Genomic DNA, 19,883 nt, shown 5'->3' on the forward strand with positions numbered 1-19,883 from the left:
TGGTGAACGGCAAACATATTTCAATATCCCGTCATAGGGAGGATTACTCATGCAGGATGCGGATAATGACAACGGCGCAGAAATGCTCAAGCGGCTTTCGCCGGCGGCGGAACGTGCGTTGAAGGAAGCGGAAGAACGGCGCAAACAACAGGCGGATCTTCAATTGCCGCAGGAAACCGGCGGTCGCGGCGGCGCGGAACCTGTTCGTTTCGGTGACTACGAAATAAACGGCCGCGCTATCGACTTTTGAGCACCACAGCATAAAAATACCCGCTAAACGCGGGTATTTTATCAATTAAAACCGATACTTGCTTATTTTTGCTCTAGAAGGCGGCACACGGCTTCCAGCTGCTCTAGCGTGCGGTATCCGATGCGGATTTGTCCCGATCCGCCTTTGTGGCTGATCTTCACGTCCAGACCGAGAGCATCCGAGAGGCTGCGTTCAAGCGCGACCGTATCGGAATCCTTCTCAGGCGAAGGCCGCTTCTCCAAAACGTCACCCTGCGACTTGATGTCGTTTTGCGCCAGGCGCTCGGCATCACGCACCGAAAGACCCTTGGAAACGATAGTCCGAGCCAGACCTGACGGATCGGAAGTGGAAACAAGTGCGCGCGCATGGCCAGCGGAAAGCGAACCATCCGCCAACATGTCCCGAACCGGATCGGGAAGTTTCAAAAGACGAAGGCTGTTTGCAACATGGCTTCGGCTCTTGCCGATGATTTCACCGAGGTCGTTCTGAGTGTAGCCATGTTCGGCGATCAACTGCTCATAGCCCATCGCTTCTTCAAGCGGATTGAGATCGGAACGCTGGACGTTTTCGACGATAGCCAGCTCCAGAGCCGTTCGGTCGTCTACATCCCGAACGATGACAGGAACGTCCGTAAAACCGGCCAGCTGTGCCGCGCGCCAGCGCCGTTCACCAGCGATTATCTCGTAGCGGTTGACGCCAATCGTTCGCACGACCACAGGCTGAACAATCCCGTGCTGACGAATGGACGAGGCAAGATCCTGCAACTCATTTTCGTCAAAGTGTCGACGTGGGTTTCTCTGGCTGCGAGCGATGAACTCGATCGGGATGGCGCGATCCGCACTAACGGCGCGCTGCGGTTCACCCACCGGCACAGGCTGATCCATTTCGCCGATCAACGCCGCGAGACCGCGTCCGAGTCGACGCTTGGAAAGATCATCACTCATAAGATATTACTCCATATACTCCGGCAAAACGTCAGGCCGCCTTGCGCAGACGCTCTCTCTGGATCACTTCGGAAGCCAATTGCAAATAAGCCTGGCTGCCAGCGCATTTCAGATCATAAAGAATTGCCGGTTTACCATAAGACGGCGCTTCGGAAACCCGAACATTGCGCGGAATGAGAGTGTGGTAAACCTTTTCTCCCAGATGCATCCGCACATCGGAAACCACCTGCTGCGCAAGATTGTTGCGCGCATCGAACATCGTGAGAACGATACCCTGAATATCAAGCTGCGGATTGACGGAGCCGCGTATCTGGCTAACCGTATCCAGCAGCTGACTGAGGCCTTCCAGCGCAAAGAACTCGCACTGCAACGGTACCAGCACCGAATGGGCGGCGGTCATGGCATTCATCGTCAAAAGATTAAAAGAGGGCGGGCAATCTACCAAAATATAGGAATAGTCTCTGGCTTCCTGCGTCTCCATGGCGGTACGCAACAGAAAGACGCGGTTGGCAACATTCGCAACCTGCATCTCAAAGCCCAGAAGATCCATCGTTGACGGGACGATATCGAGGTTCGGAACTGCTGTCGGAACCGCAACTTCGGCAACGTTATGATCACCCACCAGAAGATCATAGGAAGAAAGCTTGCGCTCTTTGCGGTCGATTCCCAAACCTGTGCTGGCATTACCCTGCGGATCAAGATCAATGATCAGCACCCGCTCACCAATAGCCGCCAATGCAGTAGCCAGATTGATGGCCGTCGTTGTTTTGCCAACGCCACCCTTCTGGTTTGCGACTGCGATAATCCGGTTTTTTTCAGAAGTCATACCGCACCTGACCAGCTCGTCAGTGCCTCTTAGTGAGGTTACTGATTTCAAGAACAACAGAATCTGCCTCAATGGCACTCTGGTGTTTTATCAGATCAAACTGCCAGCGGCCATGCGCTTTCTGCAGTTCGGATTCATAATCCCTGCCTTTATTGAAATATGCCCTGAGATTTGGATTATTTTGCGCCCACGGGTGAATATATTCGAAAAGTAAATTCATCTCGGCGAGGGCTCTTGCCGAAACCGCATCGCAATTTTCAACGGTTTCAGGCGCTTTTTCAATTCTGACTGGATGAACCGCGCCTCTTGCGCCGGTTTCCTTCAGCGCAATTCGCAAAAACGCAGCCTTTTTATTGTTGCTCTCAACCAGATCGACCCAACCATCACCCAGTTCCGCGAGAAAAATCGCTGTAATGACGCCCGGAAAACCGCCGCCGCTTCCCAGATCAATCCATTTTTGCGGTTGAGGGGCGAGCTGAAATATCTGTGCACTGTCCGCGACATGCCGGCTCCAGAGCTCAATGAGAGTCGAAGGCGCAACCAGATTTGTGGTTTTGTTCCACTTCTTGAAAAGCTCGACGAAATGCTCGAGCCTCTCCTGTGTTTCACGTGAAACACTCTGGCCGTTTATCTTCATGGTCCGACTCGCTATTGGTGCATGCGCAATTTTTCACTTCCTGATGCGGAGCCTTTCCGCAGAAGTGCGAGAAGCAGCGATATCGCAGCAGGTGTCATACCGTCAACACGCGCAGCCTGGGCAATGTTCTCTGGACGTGCCTTTTCCAGCTTTTGTTTCAGTTCGTTGGAGAGACCGGACAAAGACTGGAAATCGAAATCATTGGGGATTTTTCTGTCTTCGTCTCGCTTGATATCGACAATATCCGCGCTTTGACGCTGCATATAGACAGCGTAACTCGCTTCGATTTCCAAAACCTCAGCGACCTTGGTATTAAGCGCCCGTAGCTCCGGCCAATGAGTGGTAAGAGTTTCCATCGTGATATCGGGGTAGGCGAGCATTTCATAAACCGAACGGCGTTGACCGTCCTGGTTGAGTTTCAATCCCTGTTTAGCAGCCTGGGAGGGACTGATGGAAATGCTCTTCATCAGCTCGCGACCCCGATCCAGATCTGAGATAAAATCTGCGAAGCGTTTTTGGCGGTCATGCCCGATAATGCCGGCCATCTGACCGACAGGCGTAAGTCGCAGATCAGCGTTGTCAACGCGAAGTGAAAGCCGATATTCGGCTCTCGACGTAAACATTCGATAGGGTTCGCTGACACCCTTGGAGGTGAGATCGTCGATCATCACACCGATATAGGATTCGGTACGACTGAAATGAATAGGGTCTGCATTGCCTGCATATAGCGACGCATTCAACCCGGCAACCAGACCCTGGGCGCCCGCCTCTTCATAACCCGTCGTGCCATTGATCTGCCCTGCCAGGAACAATCCCGGAATTTTCCGGCATTCCAGAGAAGGCTTCAGCTCACGCGGATCGACATAGTCATATTCAATCGCGTAGCCGGGCTGAATGATGTTGACTTGCTCAAGGCCGGGGATGGTGCGGATAAACTGCTCCTGAACTGAGGCAGGAAGCGACGTCGAAATTCCATTTGGATAAATTGTGTGGTCATCAAGGCCTTCGGGTTCCAGAAATATCTGATGACCGTCCCGTTCACCGAAGCGTGTAATCTTGTCTTCAATCGACGGACAATAGCGCGGACCAACACCCTCGATCTGTCCCGAATACATCGCTGACAGATGAATATTATCCTGAATGATCTTGTGTCCGGCCGGCGTCGTTCGGGTTACGCCGCATTCGATCTGTGGATTGACAATGCGATCCGTCATAAAGGAGAACGGAACGGGATCTTCATCGGCCGCTTGCCGATCCACAGCGTTCCAATCGATCGTGCGACCATCAAGCCGGGCAGGGGTGCCAGTCTTCAGCCGGCCCATAGCAAGGCCCAGACGGCCAAGCGTTTCGGAAAGGCCAAGAGACGGTTTTTCACCAACCCGGCCTGCGGGAATCTTTTCGGAGCCGATATGAATAAGGCCGCGTAGAAAAGTGCCGCTCGTCAACACAACGGCACCACAAGGAATCCGGCTACCGTTTTCCATGATTACGGCGCAGACCTTATCATCCGCCATTTCAATATCGAAAGCATCACCTTCAATAATGCTAAGGTTTTCAATCGCATTGATTTCCCGTTGCATGGCCTCGCGATAAAGTCGCCGATCAGCCTGCGTGCGCGGCCCGCGGACGGCGGGGCCTTTTTTGCGATTGAGCATACGGAATTGAATTCCCGCTGCATCAGCAACCCGGCCCATCAAACCGTCCAGCGCATCAATTTCGCGGACCAGGTGTCCTTTACCGAGACCACCGATTGCCGGGTTACAGGACATCACCCCAATAGTCTCTCGCTTATGGGTAACGAGAGCGGTTTTAGCGCCATGTCGTGCAGCGGCCGCCGCAGCTTCGCTGCCGGCATGTCCACCACCGATAACAATGACATCAAATGACTGGTGCATATCCCTGCGCCTTATCCCAAATCATCGGCTTTGCCATATTGGCCACCAATGTTTCACGTGAATCATTTTCCTATGCAGAATTCCGAGAATATTACGCCCAGCAAATCTTCCACATCGACGCGACCCGTAATGCGTCCAAGCGATGTTGCTGCGAGTCTCAAATATTCAGACCTTATCGCAAGGTCCATGGTCTCGGAATTGAGCGCATCACTAACATAGTTCAGCGTCTCTTCAAGTCGTTTTTTGTGCCGGGCGCGGGCAGGGACCAATGTCTGTGCAACACCAACCCTGCTTTCAATCTCTCGCTTGATCAATAGACGCAATTCGTCGAGACCGACGCCTTCCCTGGCGGAGATGGCGAGATCAAAAACAGCGTCAACTGTAGAAGAGGAAATCGCGGTTTTTGTCCGTAGATGCAAATGGCGAGCATTTTCCAGCGAAATGATCGATTGTTTCGGAGTCGAATCGTTATCTTGCAATATCAAAATAAGATCCGCGGTTTCCGCTGTCAGAACGGCCCGCCTTACGCCTTCCTTTTCGACCACATCCTGCGTCTCCCGAATTCCGGCCGTATCGAATATGCGGACCAGGTAACCGTCGAGATTAATATCAACGCTCAGCACGTCTCTGGTCGTACCAGCAATGTCAGTGACAATAGCAACGTCACGGCCGCTCAGAGCATTAAGAAGCGTAGACTTGCCAGCGTTAGGCTCTCCCACCAGCGCCACCTTGAACCCGTCACGAATAATCTCACTGCTTCCGCCGTTCTTGAGATGGCTGTTGATTTCACCATGAAGTTGCATCATCGCGTCCCACACCTGCGCGGCAACTGAATCCGGCACATCTTCCTCGTCGGCGAAATCCAGCTCTGCCTCGATCAGGGCGCGAGCACGCGTCAACCGGCCTGCCCAGCCATCGTAGAGCGCTGACAGCTTACCAGTGCTCTGCTCAACCGCCAGACGCCGCTGCATCTCCGTTTCAGCCTGCAGCAGATCCGCCAGACCTTCGATCTCGAGAAGATCCATCTTGCCGTTTTCAAACGCTCGGCGGGAGAACTCGCCGCTATCCGCCGGCCGAAATCCTTCGAGCAGTTCGAGTTCGGCAAAAATCGATGCGACAACCGCGCGGCTTCCGTGGCTGTGGATTTCGATGCAGTTCTCACCCGTGAAGGAATTGGGTCCAGGGAAAACGACCATCAGCGCCTGGTCGATGATCTCATTGTTTCGGTTTCGAATCGAACACAAAACCGCCTGCCGCGGTGCGGGAAGGTCACGACCGGTCAACGTCACAAAGGCTTCGAACGCGCCGGGCCCACTGATCCTGATAATTGCGACGCCGGCCGGCAATGCTCCACTAGAGAGCGCATAAATGGTATCGGCGGAAGCTGGCATCATTCACCTCGGTTAAAACAGTCAAGCCGCATCCGAATGAACGGATGCGGCTTTAAAGCTTTGTCGATGGAACCGGTAAAACTCCGGATCAGGTATTCATCGATTCGAAGAAATCCGAATTGGTCTTGGTCTGCTTCAACTTGTCGATCAGGAACTCGATGGCATCCATCGTTCCCATCGGCGCGAGAATGCGGCGAAGCACGAAAATCTTCTGGAGATCCTGACGCGGCACGAGCAGGTCTTCCTTACGTGTACCGGACTTGAGAATATCGAGCGCCGGGAAGATACGCTTGTCAGCGACCTTACGGTCAAGCACGATTTCCGAGTTACCCGTACCCTTGAATTCTTCAAAGATGACTTCGTCCATACGGCTGCCGGTGTCGATCAGCGCGGTCGCGATAATCGTCAGCGAACCACCTTCTTCGATGTTACGTGCGGCACCGAAGAAACGCTTCGGCCGCTGCAACGCGTTGGCATCCACACCACCGGTCAGGACCTTGCCGGAAGACGGAACGACCGTGTTATAAGCTCGGCCGAGGCGGGTGATGGAATCGAGCAGGATAACGACGTCGCGGCCATGTTCGACAAGGCGCTTCGCTTTTTCGATGACCATTTCGGCCACCTGGACGTGGCGTACAGCCGGTTCGTCGAAGGTTGACGACACCACCTCACCCTTGACCGAGCGCTGCATGTCGGTGACTTCTTCCGGACGTTCGTCGATCAGAAGGACGATCAGGTAACATTCCGGATGGTTAGCGGTGATGGAATGCGCGATGTTCTGCAAGAGAACAGTTTTACCGGTACGCGGCGGCGCGACGATCAATCCACGCTGGCCCTTGCCAAGTGGCGCGACCAGATCGATCACACGCGACGACAGATCCTTCGATGTCGGAAGCTCCAGCTCCATCTTGAACCGCTCATTCGGATAAAGCGGCGTCAGGTTATCGAAGTGAACCTTATGACGGATCTTTTCAGGATCGTCAAAATTGATCGTGTTGACCTTGAGAAGCGCGAAATAACGTTCGCCTTCCTTCGGTCCACGGATCGGCCCCTCGACAGTATCGCCGGTCTTCAGAGAGAAACGGCGAATTTGCGAGGGCGAAATGTAGATATCGTCCGGACCCGGCAGATAATTTGCATTTGCGGACCGTAGAAAACCGAAACCGTCCTGCAGGACTTCAACGACGCCTTCGCCGATAATTTCGATGTCCTGGCTCGCGAGAACCTTGAGGATTGCGAACATAAGCTCCTGCTTGCGCATGGTGCTCGCATTTTCAACTTCCAGGGATTCAGCAAAAGTTAGCAAGTCGGTAGGCGATTTGCTCTTAAGTTCCTGAAGCTTCATTTCAGCCATGAAGGAAAGACCGTTTGATAATGTAATGTCGGGGGAGGGCGTGTTCGCGAATCAGATGCTGAGGGAGAAGCCGCAGATGACTGAATAATTCACATGCCACGAGATGAGTGGTCCGAAAATAGCGATTGAATAGGGCTACTGCAAGAGGAAAGCACGAATTCCGCGAAATTTATCGTTGCGACCTCTTAACCGAAGGGTTTCACAACCACAAGTATGACTATGAGGATCATCAGTACCGTCGGAACCTCGTTCATCAACCGCCAGTGACGGGCAGGCTTGATATTTTCATCCCGGGCGAACCGTTTGGCACTGCGGGTGAAATAGACGTGGGCGATGGTTAGAAGCACCACCAGTGCGATTTTCGCATGTAGCCAGCCGCCGGAAAAACCATAAACCGACCATGCGAGATAGAGCCCTAGTATCCAGCTGATCATCATCGCCGGGTTCATGATGACCTTGATCAACCGCTGTTCCATCACCTTGAAGGTTTCGGATTGCTGCGAACCGGTGGGTGCATCGGTGTGGTAAATGAACAGGCGCGGCAGGTAAAAAATCGCCGCCATCCAGGAAATCACCGCGATGATATGAAGCGCCTTGATCCACAGATAGAGATCGGCCGGATCGGCGTAAAACAACAAAGCGACAAAAGCGGCAAAGACACCCAGCGCCATACCTGCGCGAAGGGCAGCCCTGTTTCCCGAGCGGGCGGAGGTCTGCTTCTCGCCGCTCATGCCCCGGCTCCGCCGGCACGCACCCGCTGCACCAGCCTTGCAACGTTTTCCGGATCGGCCTGCGGCGTGATGCCATGGCCGAGATTGAAGATCAGCGGGCCCTGGCCCAGAGCCTGCAGCACAGCGTCGATACCGTCCTCCAGAGCCTTGCCACCCGCCACCATCAGCATGGGGTCCAGATTGCCCTGTACCGGGCCTTCCTTCTGCAAGTCCCTTGCGAAACCGAGTGGCACCGACCAGTCGAGCCCGATGGCGTCTGCGCCCGTTTTGCGGCGATAATCCTTCAAAAGATAACCGGCCCCCTTGGCAAAGGCGATGATCTTCGCGGAGGGGCGGCGAGCGCGCACCGAAGCGATGATACGGGCGACGGGTTTTACCGCATATTCCTCGAATTCCTTCTCGCCGAGCACCCCGGCCCAGGAGTCGAAAATCTGCACCGCATCGGCCCCGGCATCAATCTGCGCCACAAGGTAATCGGCGGAAACCTCAGCCAGCAAGGCAAGAAGCTTTTCCATGGCTGCCGGCTCCCGATAACCGAACAAGCGCGCCGGCGCCTGATCAGGTGTTCCGTGGCCGGCAATCATGTAGGTTGCAACCGTCCAGGGCGCACCACAAAAACCGAGAAGCGTCGTCTCATCCGGTAAGGTCTGGCGCAAGCGTGAGACGGTTTCGAAAACGGGCGAAAGATGCGCAATGACATTGCTCGCATCCAGCCTGTCGATGCCATCCGCGTCGATCGGATCCATGGCCGGACCCTTTCCCTCGCTGAAGGAAACATTGCGATCAAACCCATCCGGTATCACCAGAATATCGGAAAAGAGGATAGCTGCATCAAGACCGAACCGGCGAATGGGCTGAAGGGTCACTTCGGTTGCCAGTTCGGGATTATAACAGAGATCGAGGAAACTGCCGGCGTTCTTTCGCGTTTCCCTGTACTCCGGAAGGTAACGCCCTGCCTGCCGCATCAGCCATATGGGCGGAGGTGTGACCGTCTGCCCGTTCAACACCTTTAAAACCTTACGCTCGCTCATGCCACCCAACTTCCAAAAAATAAAATCTAAGAGATTTAAAAGATTTTCTATTTCTTAGAGTCGGTGAGTAGCAAGGATTAAAATCTTTCCAGTCGATATGCCGCAGTCGGGTGTAAGCGCCAAGACCTGAACACGGCATTTCATCGCTTCATGGCAATAAATTGGATAATAGATATTTATATAATATTTTCAGAGATTTAAGTTATATCCTTTGAAGCCGTTGCCTGTGGATCATCTGTGGACAGTTTTGAACAAGTTCAGAGTTTCCAGACAATTCACAGGCATGCCTGATAGCAAGGACGCCACTTGCGGATTGTGGAAAAAACCCACTTTATCCACGAGGCGGCTCGGCCCGCGGAACAATTCGGAAGTTTGTCCCGGTTTATCAACAGCGAGAGAAAAACAGCGTGGAGAACAAAAAAAGTTTCTTCCATTTGCACCTGATTTCGGACTCAACCGGAGAGACTCTCATGTCGGCCGGTCGTGCCGTCTCGGCGCAGTTCCACGCTTCGATGCCGGTGGAACATGTTTATCCGATGATCAGGAACCAGAAGCAGCTCGCCCAGGTGGTGGATCTGATCGACAAGGAACCGGGCATCGTTCTTTATACGATCGTGGATCAGCAGCTGGCCGAGTTCCTGGATTTGCGCTGTCACGCGATCGGGGTGCCCTGCGTCAACGTGCTCGAACCGATCATCGGCATTTTCCAGACCTATCTAGGCGCACCTTCGAGACGGCGGGTCGGGGCGCAGCACGCGCTGAACGCGGATTATTTCGCGCGGATCGAAGCGCTCAATTTTGCGATGGACCATGATGACGGGCAAATGCCGGAAAGCTATGACGAAGCCGATATCGTCATCATTGGGATCAGTCGAACGTCGAAAACACCGACAAGTATCTATCTCGCCAACAGAGGCATAAAGACCGCCAATATACCGGTCGTTCCAAACGTGCCGTTGCCGGAAAGCCTTTATGCCGCCACCCGTCCCTTGATCGTTGGTCTCGTCGCGACATCGGACCGCATATCGCAGGTACGTGAAAACCGGGAACTCGGCACGACCGGCGGATTTGACAGCGGGCGCTACACGGATCGCGCTACCATCATGGAAGAGCTGAAATATGCGCGTGCGCTCTGTGCCCGTAACAATTGGCCGCTGATCGATGTTACACGCCGCTCCATAGAGGAAACGGCCGCGGCAATCCTTGCCCTTCGCCCGAGGACACGATAATCCGGATCGCACCATTCGGAGCAGATAGTCAATGAAACAAGAGTTGATCCTCGCCTCGTCCAGCGCATCCCGTCAGATGTTGATGCGCAATGCGGGGCTGACATTTTCGGCGATCCCGGCGGATATTGACGAGCGCGCGCTCGACGAGCAGCTGGAAAAAAATGGCGCAAAGCCGGAAGAGGTTGCGTTGGAACTGGCGAGGGCCAAGGCGCTTGCGGTAAGTGCCCTGCATCCGCAAGCACTCGTTCTTGGATGCGACCAGACGATGGCGCTCGGTGCCCGGGTGTACCACAAGCCAAAAACCATGGCCGAAGCCGAAGCACATCTGCTCTCATTATCCGGCAAGGTTCATCGCCTGAACAGTGCAGCCGTTCTTGCTCGCGACGGTGATGTCGTATGGCAGACGATCTCCAGTGCCGAACTTTCGGTGCGAACTTTGAGCGCCGAATTCGTCTCCCGCCACCTGCAACGCGTGGGTGAAAAGGCCTTGAGCAGTGTCGGTGCCTATCAGCTCGAGGGCGAAGGAATCCAGCTATTTACTTCGATAGAGGGGGATTATTTCACCATTCTTGGCCTGCCGCTTCTGCCTCTCTTAATGAAACTGCGCGACATGGATGTCATCGATGGCTGATTCACGTGAAACATTAACTATAAATGCCTTCGTTGTCGGTTATCCGATCAAGCACTCGCGCTCGCCGATCATCCATTCCTACTGGCTGAAGAAATTCGGGATACCCGGCTCCTATAAGGCCATTGAGGTTGCCCCCGGTTACTTCCCCGATTTCATCACGGCACTAAAGGAACAGGGTCCTGGTGTAGCGGTGGGTGGCAATGTCACCATTCCGCACAAGGAAGCGGCCTTTAAGTTGGCGGATAGTCCCGACGAGCTGGCGGAGGAACTGGGTGCAGCCAATACCGTCTGGATGGAAGAGGGCAGGCTGCATGCCACCAACACGGATGGCTATGGCTTCGTTTCCAATCTCGATGAGCGCCATCCCGGATGGGAGAAAACCGACCGGGCGGTCGTGTTCGGAGCCGGCGGTGCAAGCAGGGCCGTCGTTCAGTCGCTGCGGGACCGCGGTATTGCCGAAATCCATGTCCTGAACCGCACGGTCGAACGTGCCCGTGAAATGGCCGACCGTTTCGGTGCACGGGTTTTTTCTCATCCTCAGGGCGCGCTTCATGAAGTCATGCAGGACGCCGGGTTGTTTGTGAACACGACATCGCTGGGTATGGACGGAACGGAAGCGCCCGAGATTGATTTTTCGCCGCTCGCTGCAAGTGCTGTTGTAACCGATATCGTCTATGTGCCGTTGAGAACCCCCATCCTCCAGATGGCGCAGACGCAGGGTATTGCGACGGTCGATGGGCTTGGCATGCTTCTTCATCAGGCAAAACCCGGCTTTAAAAAATGGTTCGGCAAAACGCCGGAAGTTGATGACACTCTTCGTTCCCTCATCATTGAGGATATGGAGAAACATTGATGATCGTCATCGGTCTCACCGGCTCGATCGGAATGGGAAAAACGACCACGGCGAAACTGTTTGCCGCGGAAGGGATACCGGTTCTCGATTCTGATGCGGTTGTGCACGACCTCTATTCTGCAGATGCCGTGCCGATGATCGAAGCCGCCTTTCCGGGCACGACCATTTCCGGCAGGGTCGACCGTCTTGAACTCGGTAACATCCTCAGGGAGAATCCGGCTAATTTTAGCAAGCTGGAAGCAATCGTCCATCCGCTTGTTCGTGAAAGACAGGAAGCTTTTCTCCGTAAGGCGAGAGAGGAAAGTCAAAATTTCGCCGTTCTCGATATCCCGCTGCTGTTTGAAACCGGCGCGGAAACGAGGGTCGATAAAATAGTCGTTGTTAGTTGCGCGCCGGAAATACAGCGCCAGCGGGTTTTGTCCCGTCCCGGCATGACGGAAGAGAAATTCGAAATGATATTGGCCCGGCAAATGCCCGATGCCGAAAAGCGCCGGCGGGCCGATTTTATCATCGATAGCGGAAATGGTGTCGAAGCTGCACGGGATCAGGTAAGAGAAATTCTGCAGAGACTAAGTGCCGGTTCGGGCAACGGAGAGAAAAATGCGTGAGATCATTTTCGATACGGAAACCACAGGCCTTGAATCGAAACTGGACCGCGTGATCGAAATCGGCGGAATCGAGCTCAACAACCATTTTCCGACCGGCCGCACATTGCATATTTATATCAACCCGGAAGATCGCAAGGTTCACCCGGACGCGCTTGCGGTGCACGGCATCACCGACGACTTCCTGAAAGACAAGCCGAAATTCGCCGAAGTCGTCGACGAAATCCGCGAGTTTTTTGAAGGTGCCCGCTGGGTGGCGCATAATGCGACATTCGACATGGGTTTCATCAATGCGGAATTTGCCCGCCTCGGCATTGCGCCGGTCTCATCTGAATTGGTGACGGATACGCTTTCGCTTGCACGCCGCAAGCACCCGATGGGTCCGAATTCCCTCGACGCACTTTGCCGGCGTTACGGGATCGACAACTCCCACCGCACCAAACACGGCGCGCTTCTCGACTCCGAACTGCTCGCCGAAGTCTACATAGAAATGATTGGTGGGCGCCAGACAGCGCTCGGTTTCGGTTCCGGCTCCAAACAGCAAGCGGTCACTATCGAGGATGATGATGTCCCGAATGAGCCGTTGCAAAGGCCGCATCCTCTACCATCAAGACTGGATGCGGAGACCATCGCGGCGCACGGCAAGCTCGTTCTCGGTATGGGCGACAAGGCGATCTGGAACCGTTACCAGAATTAAGTGCGCCTGGCGCTTAGATGCGCCGTTGAAAAATGACGAGAACCGTCAAATAAAAAACCCGGGCGATGAACCCGGGTTTTGTTTTTTCTGAACTCTAAAAAGAGCGGCGTCGCGTACAATTCAGTTCGGTACGGCCTGAACCTTGGCTCTGGCCTGTTCCTCGGCAACGCGCTGCGAAAACATCTGCGCGAAATCGATCGGATCGATCATCAGCGGCGGGAAGCCACCATTGCGGGTGACATCGGCGATGATCTGGCGTGCGAAGGGGAACAGCAGGCGCGGGCACTCAATGAACAGCACCGGCAGCATATGTTCCTGCGGGAAACCGGCAATGCGGAACACGCCGCCATAAACCAGCTCGGCTGCAAACAGAACCTTGTCGCCATCCTTGGCTTCGGCATTCAGCGTCAGCACAACGTCGAAATCCGAACCCGAAATCGGGTTTGCGTTGACATTGACATTGATGTTGATCGACGGCGCATTGTCACGAGCCTGAAGCGAACGAGGAGCACCCGGATTTTCGAAAGAAAGATCCTTGATGTACTGGGTAAGAATGTTGAGGGAAGGACTAACTGCGCCCTGTGCGCCATTTTCAGCGGTCATTACGTTTCCTCGCGGCGTGATTTCGTGGAAGGCGGTCTATCATTTCGACTTGAGCCTTACAACCCTCGTGCTCTCGCCTCTCTAACCCTTTGCCGTGCTTCAGGGTTTGGGCAGGTTGCGATCATCCGGCTTTTGGGACCAGGGAGAATCCTTGGGCCCTTCGCGGTGAAACTCCTCTTCGTCGAGGTCCACGACCTTGGAGCTACCCTTATTTCCCTGACCATTGCTGAACCCGGAAAAGTCACCGGGTTGCGGGCCGGTATGGCCGCCGGGTTGACCCGACTGGCGAAAAGAACCGGCCACGACGACGCGAGGTCCGAGGATCTTCCAGAAAAAACGTCTCACCGTTTTCGACAGAAGCAGGAGACCGAGTATATCGGTGATGAAACCCGGGATGAACAGCAGGATGCCCGCCACGACGCGCATGGCGCCATTGACCAGCTCATCGGCAGGCTGGGCGCCGGTGCGCCCTGCGGCCTGAAGATTTCTCACCATGCCGATGCCGCCGAGCCGCAGGATCAGCAACCCCAGAAACGACGTGAACAGGACGAGCGCCAATGTCAGCCACAGACCGATTGTCTTGCCGACGATGATGAAACCGGCAATTTCCAGGATTGGCATCATCAGGATGACAATGGGGAGAAAGGAAAAACGCATCTTCTAGCCTTGCGTGTGCATCTCTGGCAGATTGCCGGTTCCCGAGAACACCGATGATTGAATCTGCACATTTGAATGATGATAAGATGCAGACTATATGATGTTCAGGTTTTTGAATTTAAATGGCGGTTTTGGTAAAAGATGGGCTTTAGCGACTTTATCACATTGTTTTTTCTCGTTGCAGCGGTGCTGATCTTTCTTCAGCTGCGCAGCGTTCTTGGTCGCCGAACCGGCAATGAGAAGCCGCCATTCGACCCTTACACGCCGCGCGATGTCGCGAAAGGCCCCGTCACGGACGATAACAAGGTCGTGACCCTGCCCAAACGCTCTGAGGCGGAGGACGAAAACCGCTTTGCCGAGGCGGATGCTCTGGCACCCGTCGATACTGCCTTGAATACATCCCTGCGCGAGCTGATGACCAAGGACCCGACCTTCCGCCCCAAGGAATTCCTGAACGGCGCCCGCATGGCCTATGAGATGATCGTCATGGGTTTTGCCGATGGTGACCGCAAGACGCTGAAGAACCTTCTGTCGAAGGAAGTTTTCGACGGGTTCGAGGCGGCCATTTCCGAGCGGGAAAGTCGCGGCGAGGTGGTCAAGTCCACTTTCGTGGGAATAGAGAAGGCCGATATAACCCAGGCCGGTATCCGCGATTCCGAAGAGCAGATCACGCTCAGAATAGTCAGCCAGCTGATTTCGGCCACCTATGACAAGGATGGCAAGCTGGTGGACGGCGATCCCGATGCGGTTGCGGAAGTGGACGACATCTGGACCTTCTCGCGTGATGTCCGCTCGCGCGATCCCAACTGGAAGCTGATCGCCACTGAATCCGAGCAATGAACACGCCCTTTTCGTTCGAAGAAGTTTCTTTCGGTGATCTGCCGGGATGGCAGGACGACGATCCGCGTAAGCTGTTTCCGGCGATGCGGACGATCCTGTCACATCTTCGGAATTCAAAACCCTACAGGACCGGCGCGCTGGGTCTCACCGCCGGCGAACTGGCCTCGCTTCTGGAACTGGCCGATGAGGAACAAGCGGATAGCCCCCAGCAGGCCCGCCGGTTTTTCGAGACGAATTGTGTACCTTTCAAAATTTCACCACCCGGCGGAAAACGCGGTTTTGTAACTGCCTTTTATGAACCGGAGCTTGAGGTATCGTCAGTCCGCGACGATGTCTGGAAGTATCCGGTCTACCGCCGCCCACCGGAGCTGGTGGATATCGATGACGAAAATCGCCCGAGCGGTTTTGATCCGTCCTATGCTTTTGGCAGAGAGGGCGAGGACGGCATTTCCTATTTTCCCGATCGCCGCGCGATCGACGAAGGATATCTGCAGGGCAGGGGGCTTGAGATTGCCTGGGCGAGATCGAAGGTCGATCTGTTTTTCGTCCACGTTCAGGGTGCTGCCCGTCTTCTGTTTCCTGATGGAGAGGTGAAACGCATCACCTATGCCGCCAAGGCCGGGCATCCGTTCTCGCCGATCGGCCGGTTGCTTCTGGATCGTGGGGAACTGGATCCGAAAACGATCTCGATGCAGACAATTCGCAAATGGCTCGCCGACCATCCGGACGAGGTGGATGGGGTGCTATGGCATAATCGCTCCTATATTTTTTTCCGGGAGGCTGATGTTGCCGGCCTGGATATGGGACCGATCGCCGCCGCCAAGGTGCCGCTGGTCGCCGGGCGGGCGCTTGCGGTGGACAGGCTCATCCACACCTTCGGTTTTCCCTTCTTTATCCATGCGCCGTCATTGACCCACCTGGATAATGGCAAGCCCTTCGCGCGGTTAATGCTGGCGCTCGATACTGGCTCGGCCATCGTTGGCCCGGCACGCGGCGACATTTTCACCGGCTCGGGTTTCGAAGCCGGGGAACTTGCAGGCACGGTGCGCAACGACGCCGATTTCTATATGCTTTTGCCGCATGTTGCTGCGAAAAGGTATCGGCGATGAAGGGCAGTCGAAAGCTTGGCAAGGAAGAACGCATTCTGTGGGGTAAGGTCGCAAGAACAGCCAGACCCATCTCCGGCAGGCTGGAGGATTTGCTGGCTTTCGACGATATCGAGGAAGCCGCGGCGGAACCTGTCGTCCCGCAAACGGCAAACGCCGTCTTCCCAAGGATGCTCGCGGAGCCGGTGGACGTTTCGCCCTTTACGCCGGACAAGAAGCCAAAAATTCATCAACCGATGGAAAAGCCGGTTAAGCGCAAGTTGACGCGCGGGCGGTTGCCGCTGGAAGGCCGTATCGATCTGCATGGCATGTTTCAGAGCGAAGCCCATGCGGTTCTGCTCGACTTTCTATTGCGGGCGCACGAACGGGGCCTCCGGCACGTGCTCGTCATCACCGGCAAGGGTCGCTCCATCGGCAGCGATGGTGCGCTGAAAAGGGCCGTGCCCATGTGGTTCGCCAAACCGGAATATCGTTACTTGATTTCATCCTATGAGGATGCATCCGCCAATCACGGCGGCGATGGCGCTCTCTATGTCCGTTTGGCGCGCCGCAAGGGTGAAAAATCATGACGCCCTTTGCAGAAGCCGTGCGGCTGCTTCGTGAGCGCAAGGGCGTGACTCAGAAGGAGATGGCAGCGGCAATCGGCGTTTCCCCCGCTTATCTCTCGGCACTGGAGCACGGCAAACGCGGCAAACCGAGCTTCGATCTCCTCCAGCGCATCGCCGGATATTTCAACATCATCTGGGATGAGGCGGAGGAATTGTTCTTTCTCGCCGGCTCCTCCGACCCCAAGGTGGCGATCGACACGGTCGGTCTGCCGCCGCAATATACGGCTTTTGCCAATCGGCTGGCGCGGGATATTCGCAAGCTGCCGCTGAGTGTGATAGAGGAACTGTCAGCGGTGCTACAAAAAAGCCGTTCTTGCGATTGAAACCCCTCTATCCCCTGCTTTATGCAGCGTTCTGAGGCATGTGGCCTTTGGGATTGAGTGTAGAATTTCTATAGTCGTATGTCGGATTTGAGTGATTCGCGGGCTTCAGGCCTTCTCACTGAAAACTTGGCCAGGAAATTTTGGAAAGAGTACTTATGACCGAAACATCGTCAAGCGAAGTCGGCGCCAACACTGAATACGGAGCCGATTCGATCAAGGTCCTGAAGGGTCTTGATGCTGTGCGCAAACGGCCCGGCATGTATATCGGCGATACCGATGACGGCTCCGGTCTGCATCACATGGTCTACGAGGTGGTCGACAACGCCATCGACGAGGCGCTTGCGGGTCATGCCGATCTGGTGACGGTGACGCTCAACGCCGATGGTTCGGTGACGGTAACGGACAACGGACGCGGCATTCCGACTGATATCCATTCTTCCGAAGGCGTTTCCGCCGCGGAAGTCATCATGACCCAGCTTCATGCGGGCGGAAAATTCGACCAGAACTCCTACAAGGTTTCCGGCGGTCTGCATGGCGTGGGCGTTTCGGTCGTAAATGCGCTCTCGGTTTGGCTGAAGCTCAGAATCCGCCGCAATGGCAAGCTGCACGAAATCGGCTTCACCCATGGGGTTGCCGATGCTCCGCTCTCCGTCATTGGCGAATATGAAGGCCGCTCCGGTACGGAAGTCACCTTCCTGGCGAGCCCCGACACCTTCACCATGACGGATTATGATTTTGGTACGCTGGAGCATCGCCTGCGCGAACTGGCGTTTTTGAATTCCGGTGTTCGTATCGTGCTCACCGACAAGCGTCATTCTGATATCAAGCAGGAAGAGTTGCTCTACGATGGCGGTCTTGAAGCCTTCGTGCGTTATCTCGACCGGGCCAAGAAACCGCTGGTGGACAAGCCGGTGGCCATTCATGGCGAAAAGGACGGCATCACGGTTGAGGTCGCGCTCTGGTGGAACGACAGCTACCATGAAAATGTGCTCTGCTTCACCAACAACATTCCCCAGCGCGACGGCGGCACCCATATGGCTGGCTTCCGCGCGGCGCTTACGCGTCAGATGACATCCTATGCCGAGACTTCCGGCATCATGAAAAGGGAAAAGGTCAGCTTGCAGGGTGAGGACTGCCGAGAAGGACTGACGGCAATTCTTTCCGTCAAGGTTCCCGACCCCAAGTTTTCTTCGCAGACGAAGGACAAGCTCGTTTCGTCTGAAGTGCGCCCTGTCGTGGAAAGTCTCGTCAATGAGGCCCTGTCCACCTGGCTCGAGGAACATCCGTCCGACGCCAAGATCCTTGTCGGCAAGGTGGTGGAAGCGGCCATTGCCCGTGAAGCCGCTCGCAAGGCGCGCGAACTGACGCGCCGCAAGGGTGCGCTCGATATCGCCTCTCTGCCCGGCAAGCTCGCCGATTGTTCCGAACGCGATCCGGCGAAATCCGAACTCTTCCTCGTCGAGGGTGACTCCGCAGGCGGTTCGGCCAAGCAGGGCCGCTCGCGCGAAACGCAGGCCATCCTGCCACTACGTGGTAAGATCCTGAACGTTGAGCGCGCCCGTTTCGACAAGATGCTGTCCAGCCAGGAAATCGGCACGCTGATCACCGCGCTCGGCACGTCGATCGGCAAGGACGAATTCAACGCTGACAAGCTGCGCTACCACAAGATCATCATCATGACGGATGCCGACGTCGACGGCGCCCACATTCGTACCCTGCTGTTGACCTTCTTCTTCCGCCAGATGCCGGAACTGATCGAGCGTGGCCATCTCTATATCGCCCAGCCGCCGCTTTATAAGGTGACGCGCGGCAAATCCGTGCAGTACCTCAAGGATGAGAAGGCGCTGGAAGAATATCTGATCTCAATGGGCATCGAGGATACGTCGCTGACGCTCGGCTCCGGCGAAGTACGCATCGGCGCTGACCTTCGTGAGGTCATTCTCGATGCGGTGCGCATGCGCACGCTGATCGACGGTCTGCATTCCCGCTACAGTCGCTCCATCGTGGAACAGGCCGCCATTGCCGGCGCCCTGAACCCCGAGCTTTCGGCCGATGCTGCCCGTGCCCAGGAAACCGTCGCCGAAGTGGCCCGGCGTCTGGACATGATCGCGGAAGAAACCGAACGCGGCTGGTCCGGCATGGTGCTGGAAGATGGCGGCTTGCGCTTCGAGCGCATGGTACGCGGTGTCAAGGAAATCTCGACGCTCGATATGGGCCTGATCGGTTCGGTCGATGCCCGTCATATCGATCAGCTCGCGGCCCGCACGCGCGATATTTACGTCACTCCGCCGGTTCTGCAACGCAAGGACGGCACTATGGAACTGGCCGGACCGCGTGCGCTTCTGGATGCTATTTTCGCCGCCGGCCGCAAGGGTCTTTCCATGCAGCGTTACAAGGGTCTCGGTGAAATGAACGCCGAGCAGCTGTGGGAAACCACACTCGACGCCAATGTACGTTCGCTGCTGCAGGTCAAGGTCAACGATGCCACGGATGCCGATGGTCTGTTTTCGCGCCTGATGGGCGATGAGGTGGAACCGCGCCGCGACTTCATTCAGGAAAATGCGCTCAGCGTTGCCAATCTCGACATTTAATCCTGTGGGACGTCTCGCGTGACGATTCACGTGAAACGAAACTTTAACGAAAGGCCCGGCGGTCAATTTCCGCCGGGCCTT

Annotated in this window: 21 protein-coding genes; 11 read left to right on the plus strand and 10 right to left on the minus strand. The window is 55.5% G+C overall.

Features of this window, described 5'->3' with window-relative positions:
- Positions 1–49: 49 nt before the first annotated feature.
- Entirely contained in the window at positions 50–250 is a 201-nt protein-coding gene (locus ACZ5A6_RS12620; protein WP_003516384.1) for a DUF1674 domain-containing protein, read from the plus strand.
- Between the two features lie 62 nt (positions 251–312).
- On the opposite strand, the gene ACZ5A6_RS12625 is transcribed toward ACZ5A6_RS12620, so the two are convergent.
- From ACZ5A6_RS12625 to hemE, 8 genes are all read right to left on the minus strand, one after another.
- On the minus strand, positions 313–1,194 hold the full coding sequence (locus tag ACZ5A6_RS12625) for a ParB/RepB/Spo0J family partition protein (RefSeq protein WP_003516383.1): 882 nt from the start codon (positions 1,192–1,194) through the stop codon (positions 313–315).
- Between the two features lie 31 nt (positions 1,195–1,225).
- Complete coding sequence (locus tag ACZ5A6_RS12630; RefSeq protein WP_003516382.1) at positions 1,226–2,020, minus strand: ParA family protein; 795 nt, start codon at positions 2,018–2,020, stop codon at positions 1,226–1,228.
- A 19-nt stretch (positions 2,021–2,039) separates the two neighbouring features.
- Positions 2,040–2,657 (minus strand): 16S rRNA (guanine(527)-N(7))-methyltransferase RsmG, encoded by a 618-nt coding sequence (gene rsmG, locus ACZ5A6_RS12635; protein WP_065660008.1) that lies wholly within the window; start codon positions 2,655–2,657, stop codon positions 2,040–2,042.
- Positions 2,658–2,668: 11 nt separating this feature from the next.
- Positions 2,669–4,552, minus strand: coding sequence for a tRNA uridine-5-carboxymethylaminomethyl(34) synthesis enzyme MnmG (mnmG, locus tag ACZ5A6_RS12640; RefSeq protein WP_174060573.1), 1,884 nt, complete (start codon positions 4,550–4,552; stop codon positions 2,669–2,671).
- Positions 4,553–4,614: 62 nt separating this feature from the next.
- The gene (mnmE, locus tag ACZ5A6_RS12645; RefSeq protein WP_464110953.1) at positions 4,615–5,946 is read right to left on the minus strand and encodes a tRNA uridine-5-carboxymethylaminomethyl(34) synthesis GTPase MnmE; all 1,332 of its coding nucleotides are present in this window, start codon (positions 5,944–5,946) and stop codon (positions 4,615–4,617) included.
- Positions 5,947–6,031: 85 nt separating this feature from the next.
- The gene (rho, locus tag ACZ5A6_RS12650) at positions 6,032–7,297 is read right to left on the minus strand and encodes a transcription termination factor Rho (RefSeq protein ID WP_013637014.1); all 1,266 of its coding nucleotides are present in this window, start codon (positions 7,295–7,297) and stop codon (positions 6,032–6,034) included.
- Positions 7,298–7,482: 185 nt separating this feature from the next.
- Entirely contained in the window at positions 7,483–8,028 is a 546-nt protein-coding gene (gene hemJ / locus ACZ5A6_RS12655; RefSeq protein WP_111803846.1) for a protoporphyrinogen oxidase HemJ, read from the minus strand.
- Positions 8,025–9,059: a uroporphyrinogen decarboxylase gene (gene hemE, locus ACZ5A6_RS12660; protein WP_111803845.1), complete on the minus strand. Its 1,035-nt coding sequence runs from the start codon at positions 9,057–9,059 to the stop codon at positions 8,025–8,027. Before hemE ends, hemJ begins: the two co-directional genes overlap by 4 nt.
- A gap of 407 nt (positions 9,060–9,466) precedes the next feature.
- On the opposite strand from hemE, the gene ACZ5A6_RS12665 reads away from it, so the two are divergent.
- From ACZ5A6_RS12665 to dnaQ, 5 genes are read left to right on the plus strand one after another with little or no spacing between them, the layout of a single operon-like run.
- Complete coding sequence (locus ACZ5A6_RS12665) at positions 9,467–10,288, plus strand: pyruvate, water dikinase regulatory protein (protein ID WP_003516369.1); 822 nt, start codon at positions 9,467–9,469, stop codon at positions 10,286–10,288.
- A 31-nt stretch (positions 10,289–10,319) separates the two neighbouring features.
- Positions 10,320–10,919 (plus strand): Maf-like protein, encoded by a 600-nt coding sequence (locus ACZ5A6_RS12670; protein WP_111796793.1) that lies wholly within the window; start codon positions 10,320–10,322, stop codon positions 10,917–10,919.
- Positions 10,912–11,772, plus strand: coding sequence for a shikimate dehydrogenase (locus ACZ5A6_RS12675; protein ID WP_111796794.1), 861 nt, complete (start codon positions 10,912–10,914; stop codon positions 11,770–11,772). The genes ACZ5A6_RS12670 and ACZ5A6_RS12675 overlap by 8 nt, the downstream gene beginning before the upstream one ends.
- On the plus strand, positions 11,772–12,380 hold the full coding sequence (coaE, locus tag ACZ5A6_RS12680) for a dephospho-CoA kinase (RefSeq protein WP_111796795.1): 609 nt from the start codon (positions 11,772–11,774) through the stop codon (positions 12,378–12,380). The genes ACZ5A6_RS12675 and coaE overlap by 1 nt, the downstream gene beginning before the upstream one ends.
- Entirely contained in the window at positions 12,373–13,074 is a 702-nt protein-coding gene (gene dnaQ, locus ACZ5A6_RS12685; RefSeq protein WP_003516361.1) for a DNA polymerase III subunit epsilon, read from the plus strand. Before coaE ends, dnaQ begins: the two co-directional genes overlap by 8 nt.
- A gap of 120 nt (positions 13,075–13,194) precedes the next feature.
- Here the strand turns inward: dnaQ and secB are convergent, their stop codons facing one another.
- Positions 13,195–13,677, minus strand: a complete 483-nt coding sequence (gene secB / locus ACZ5A6_RS12690; protein ID WP_003516359.1) for a protein-export chaperone SecB — start codon at positions 13,675–13,677, stop codon at positions 13,195–13,197.
- Positions 13,678–13,776: 99 nt separating this feature from the next.
- Positions 13,777–14,334, minus strand: coding sequence for an FxsA family protein (locus ACZ5A6_RS12695; protein ID WP_111796796.1), 558 nt, complete (start codon positions 14,332–14,334; stop codon positions 13,777–13,779).
- A gap of 141 nt (positions 14,335–14,475) precedes the next feature.
- Between ACZ5A6_RS12695 and ACZ5A6_RS12700 the strand changes: the two genes are divergently transcribed.
- The 5 genes from ACZ5A6_RS12700 to gyrB all read left to right on the plus strand — a co-directional run bounded on the left by ACZ5A6_RS12700 (position 14,476) and on the right by gyrB (position 19,802).
- A complete protein-coding gene (locus tag ACZ5A6_RS12700; protein WP_003516349.1) occupies positions 14,476–15,174 on the plus strand; it encodes a Tim44/TimA family putative adaptor protein in 699 nt (232 codons plus the stop codon).
- Complete coding sequence (mltA, locus tag ACZ5A6_RS12705) at positions 15,171–16,283, plus strand: murein transglycosylase A (protein WP_080799946.1); 1,113 nt, start codon at positions 15,171–15,173, stop codon at positions 16,281–16,283. The genes ACZ5A6_RS12700 and mltA overlap by 4 nt, the downstream gene beginning before the upstream one ends.
- A complete protein-coding gene (locus ACZ5A6_RS12710; RefSeq protein WP_013635178.1) occupies positions 16,280–16,849 on the plus strand; it encodes a Smr/MutS family protein in 570 nt (189 codons plus the stop codon). Before mltA ends, ACZ5A6_RS12710 begins: the two co-directional genes overlap by 4 nt.
- Complete coding sequence (locus tag ACZ5A6_RS12715) at positions 16,846–17,211, plus strand: helix-turn-helix domain-containing protein (RefSeq protein ID WP_003516346.1); 366 nt, start codon at positions 16,846–16,848, stop codon at positions 17,209–17,211. The genes ACZ5A6_RS12710 and ACZ5A6_RS12715 overlap by 4 nt, the downstream gene beginning before the upstream one ends.
- Positions 17,212–17,366: 155 nt before the next feature.
- On the plus strand, positions 17,367–19,802 hold the full coding sequence (gene gyrB, locus ACZ5A6_RS12720; RefSeq protein ID WP_003516345.1) for a DNA topoisomerase (ATP-hydrolyzing) subunit B: 2,436 nt from the start codon (positions 17,367–17,369) through the stop codon (positions 19,800–19,802).
- Positions 19,803–19,883: the final 81 nt, after the last annotated feature.

The organism is Agrobacterium sp. 6Ca8 (assembly GCF_055382765.1).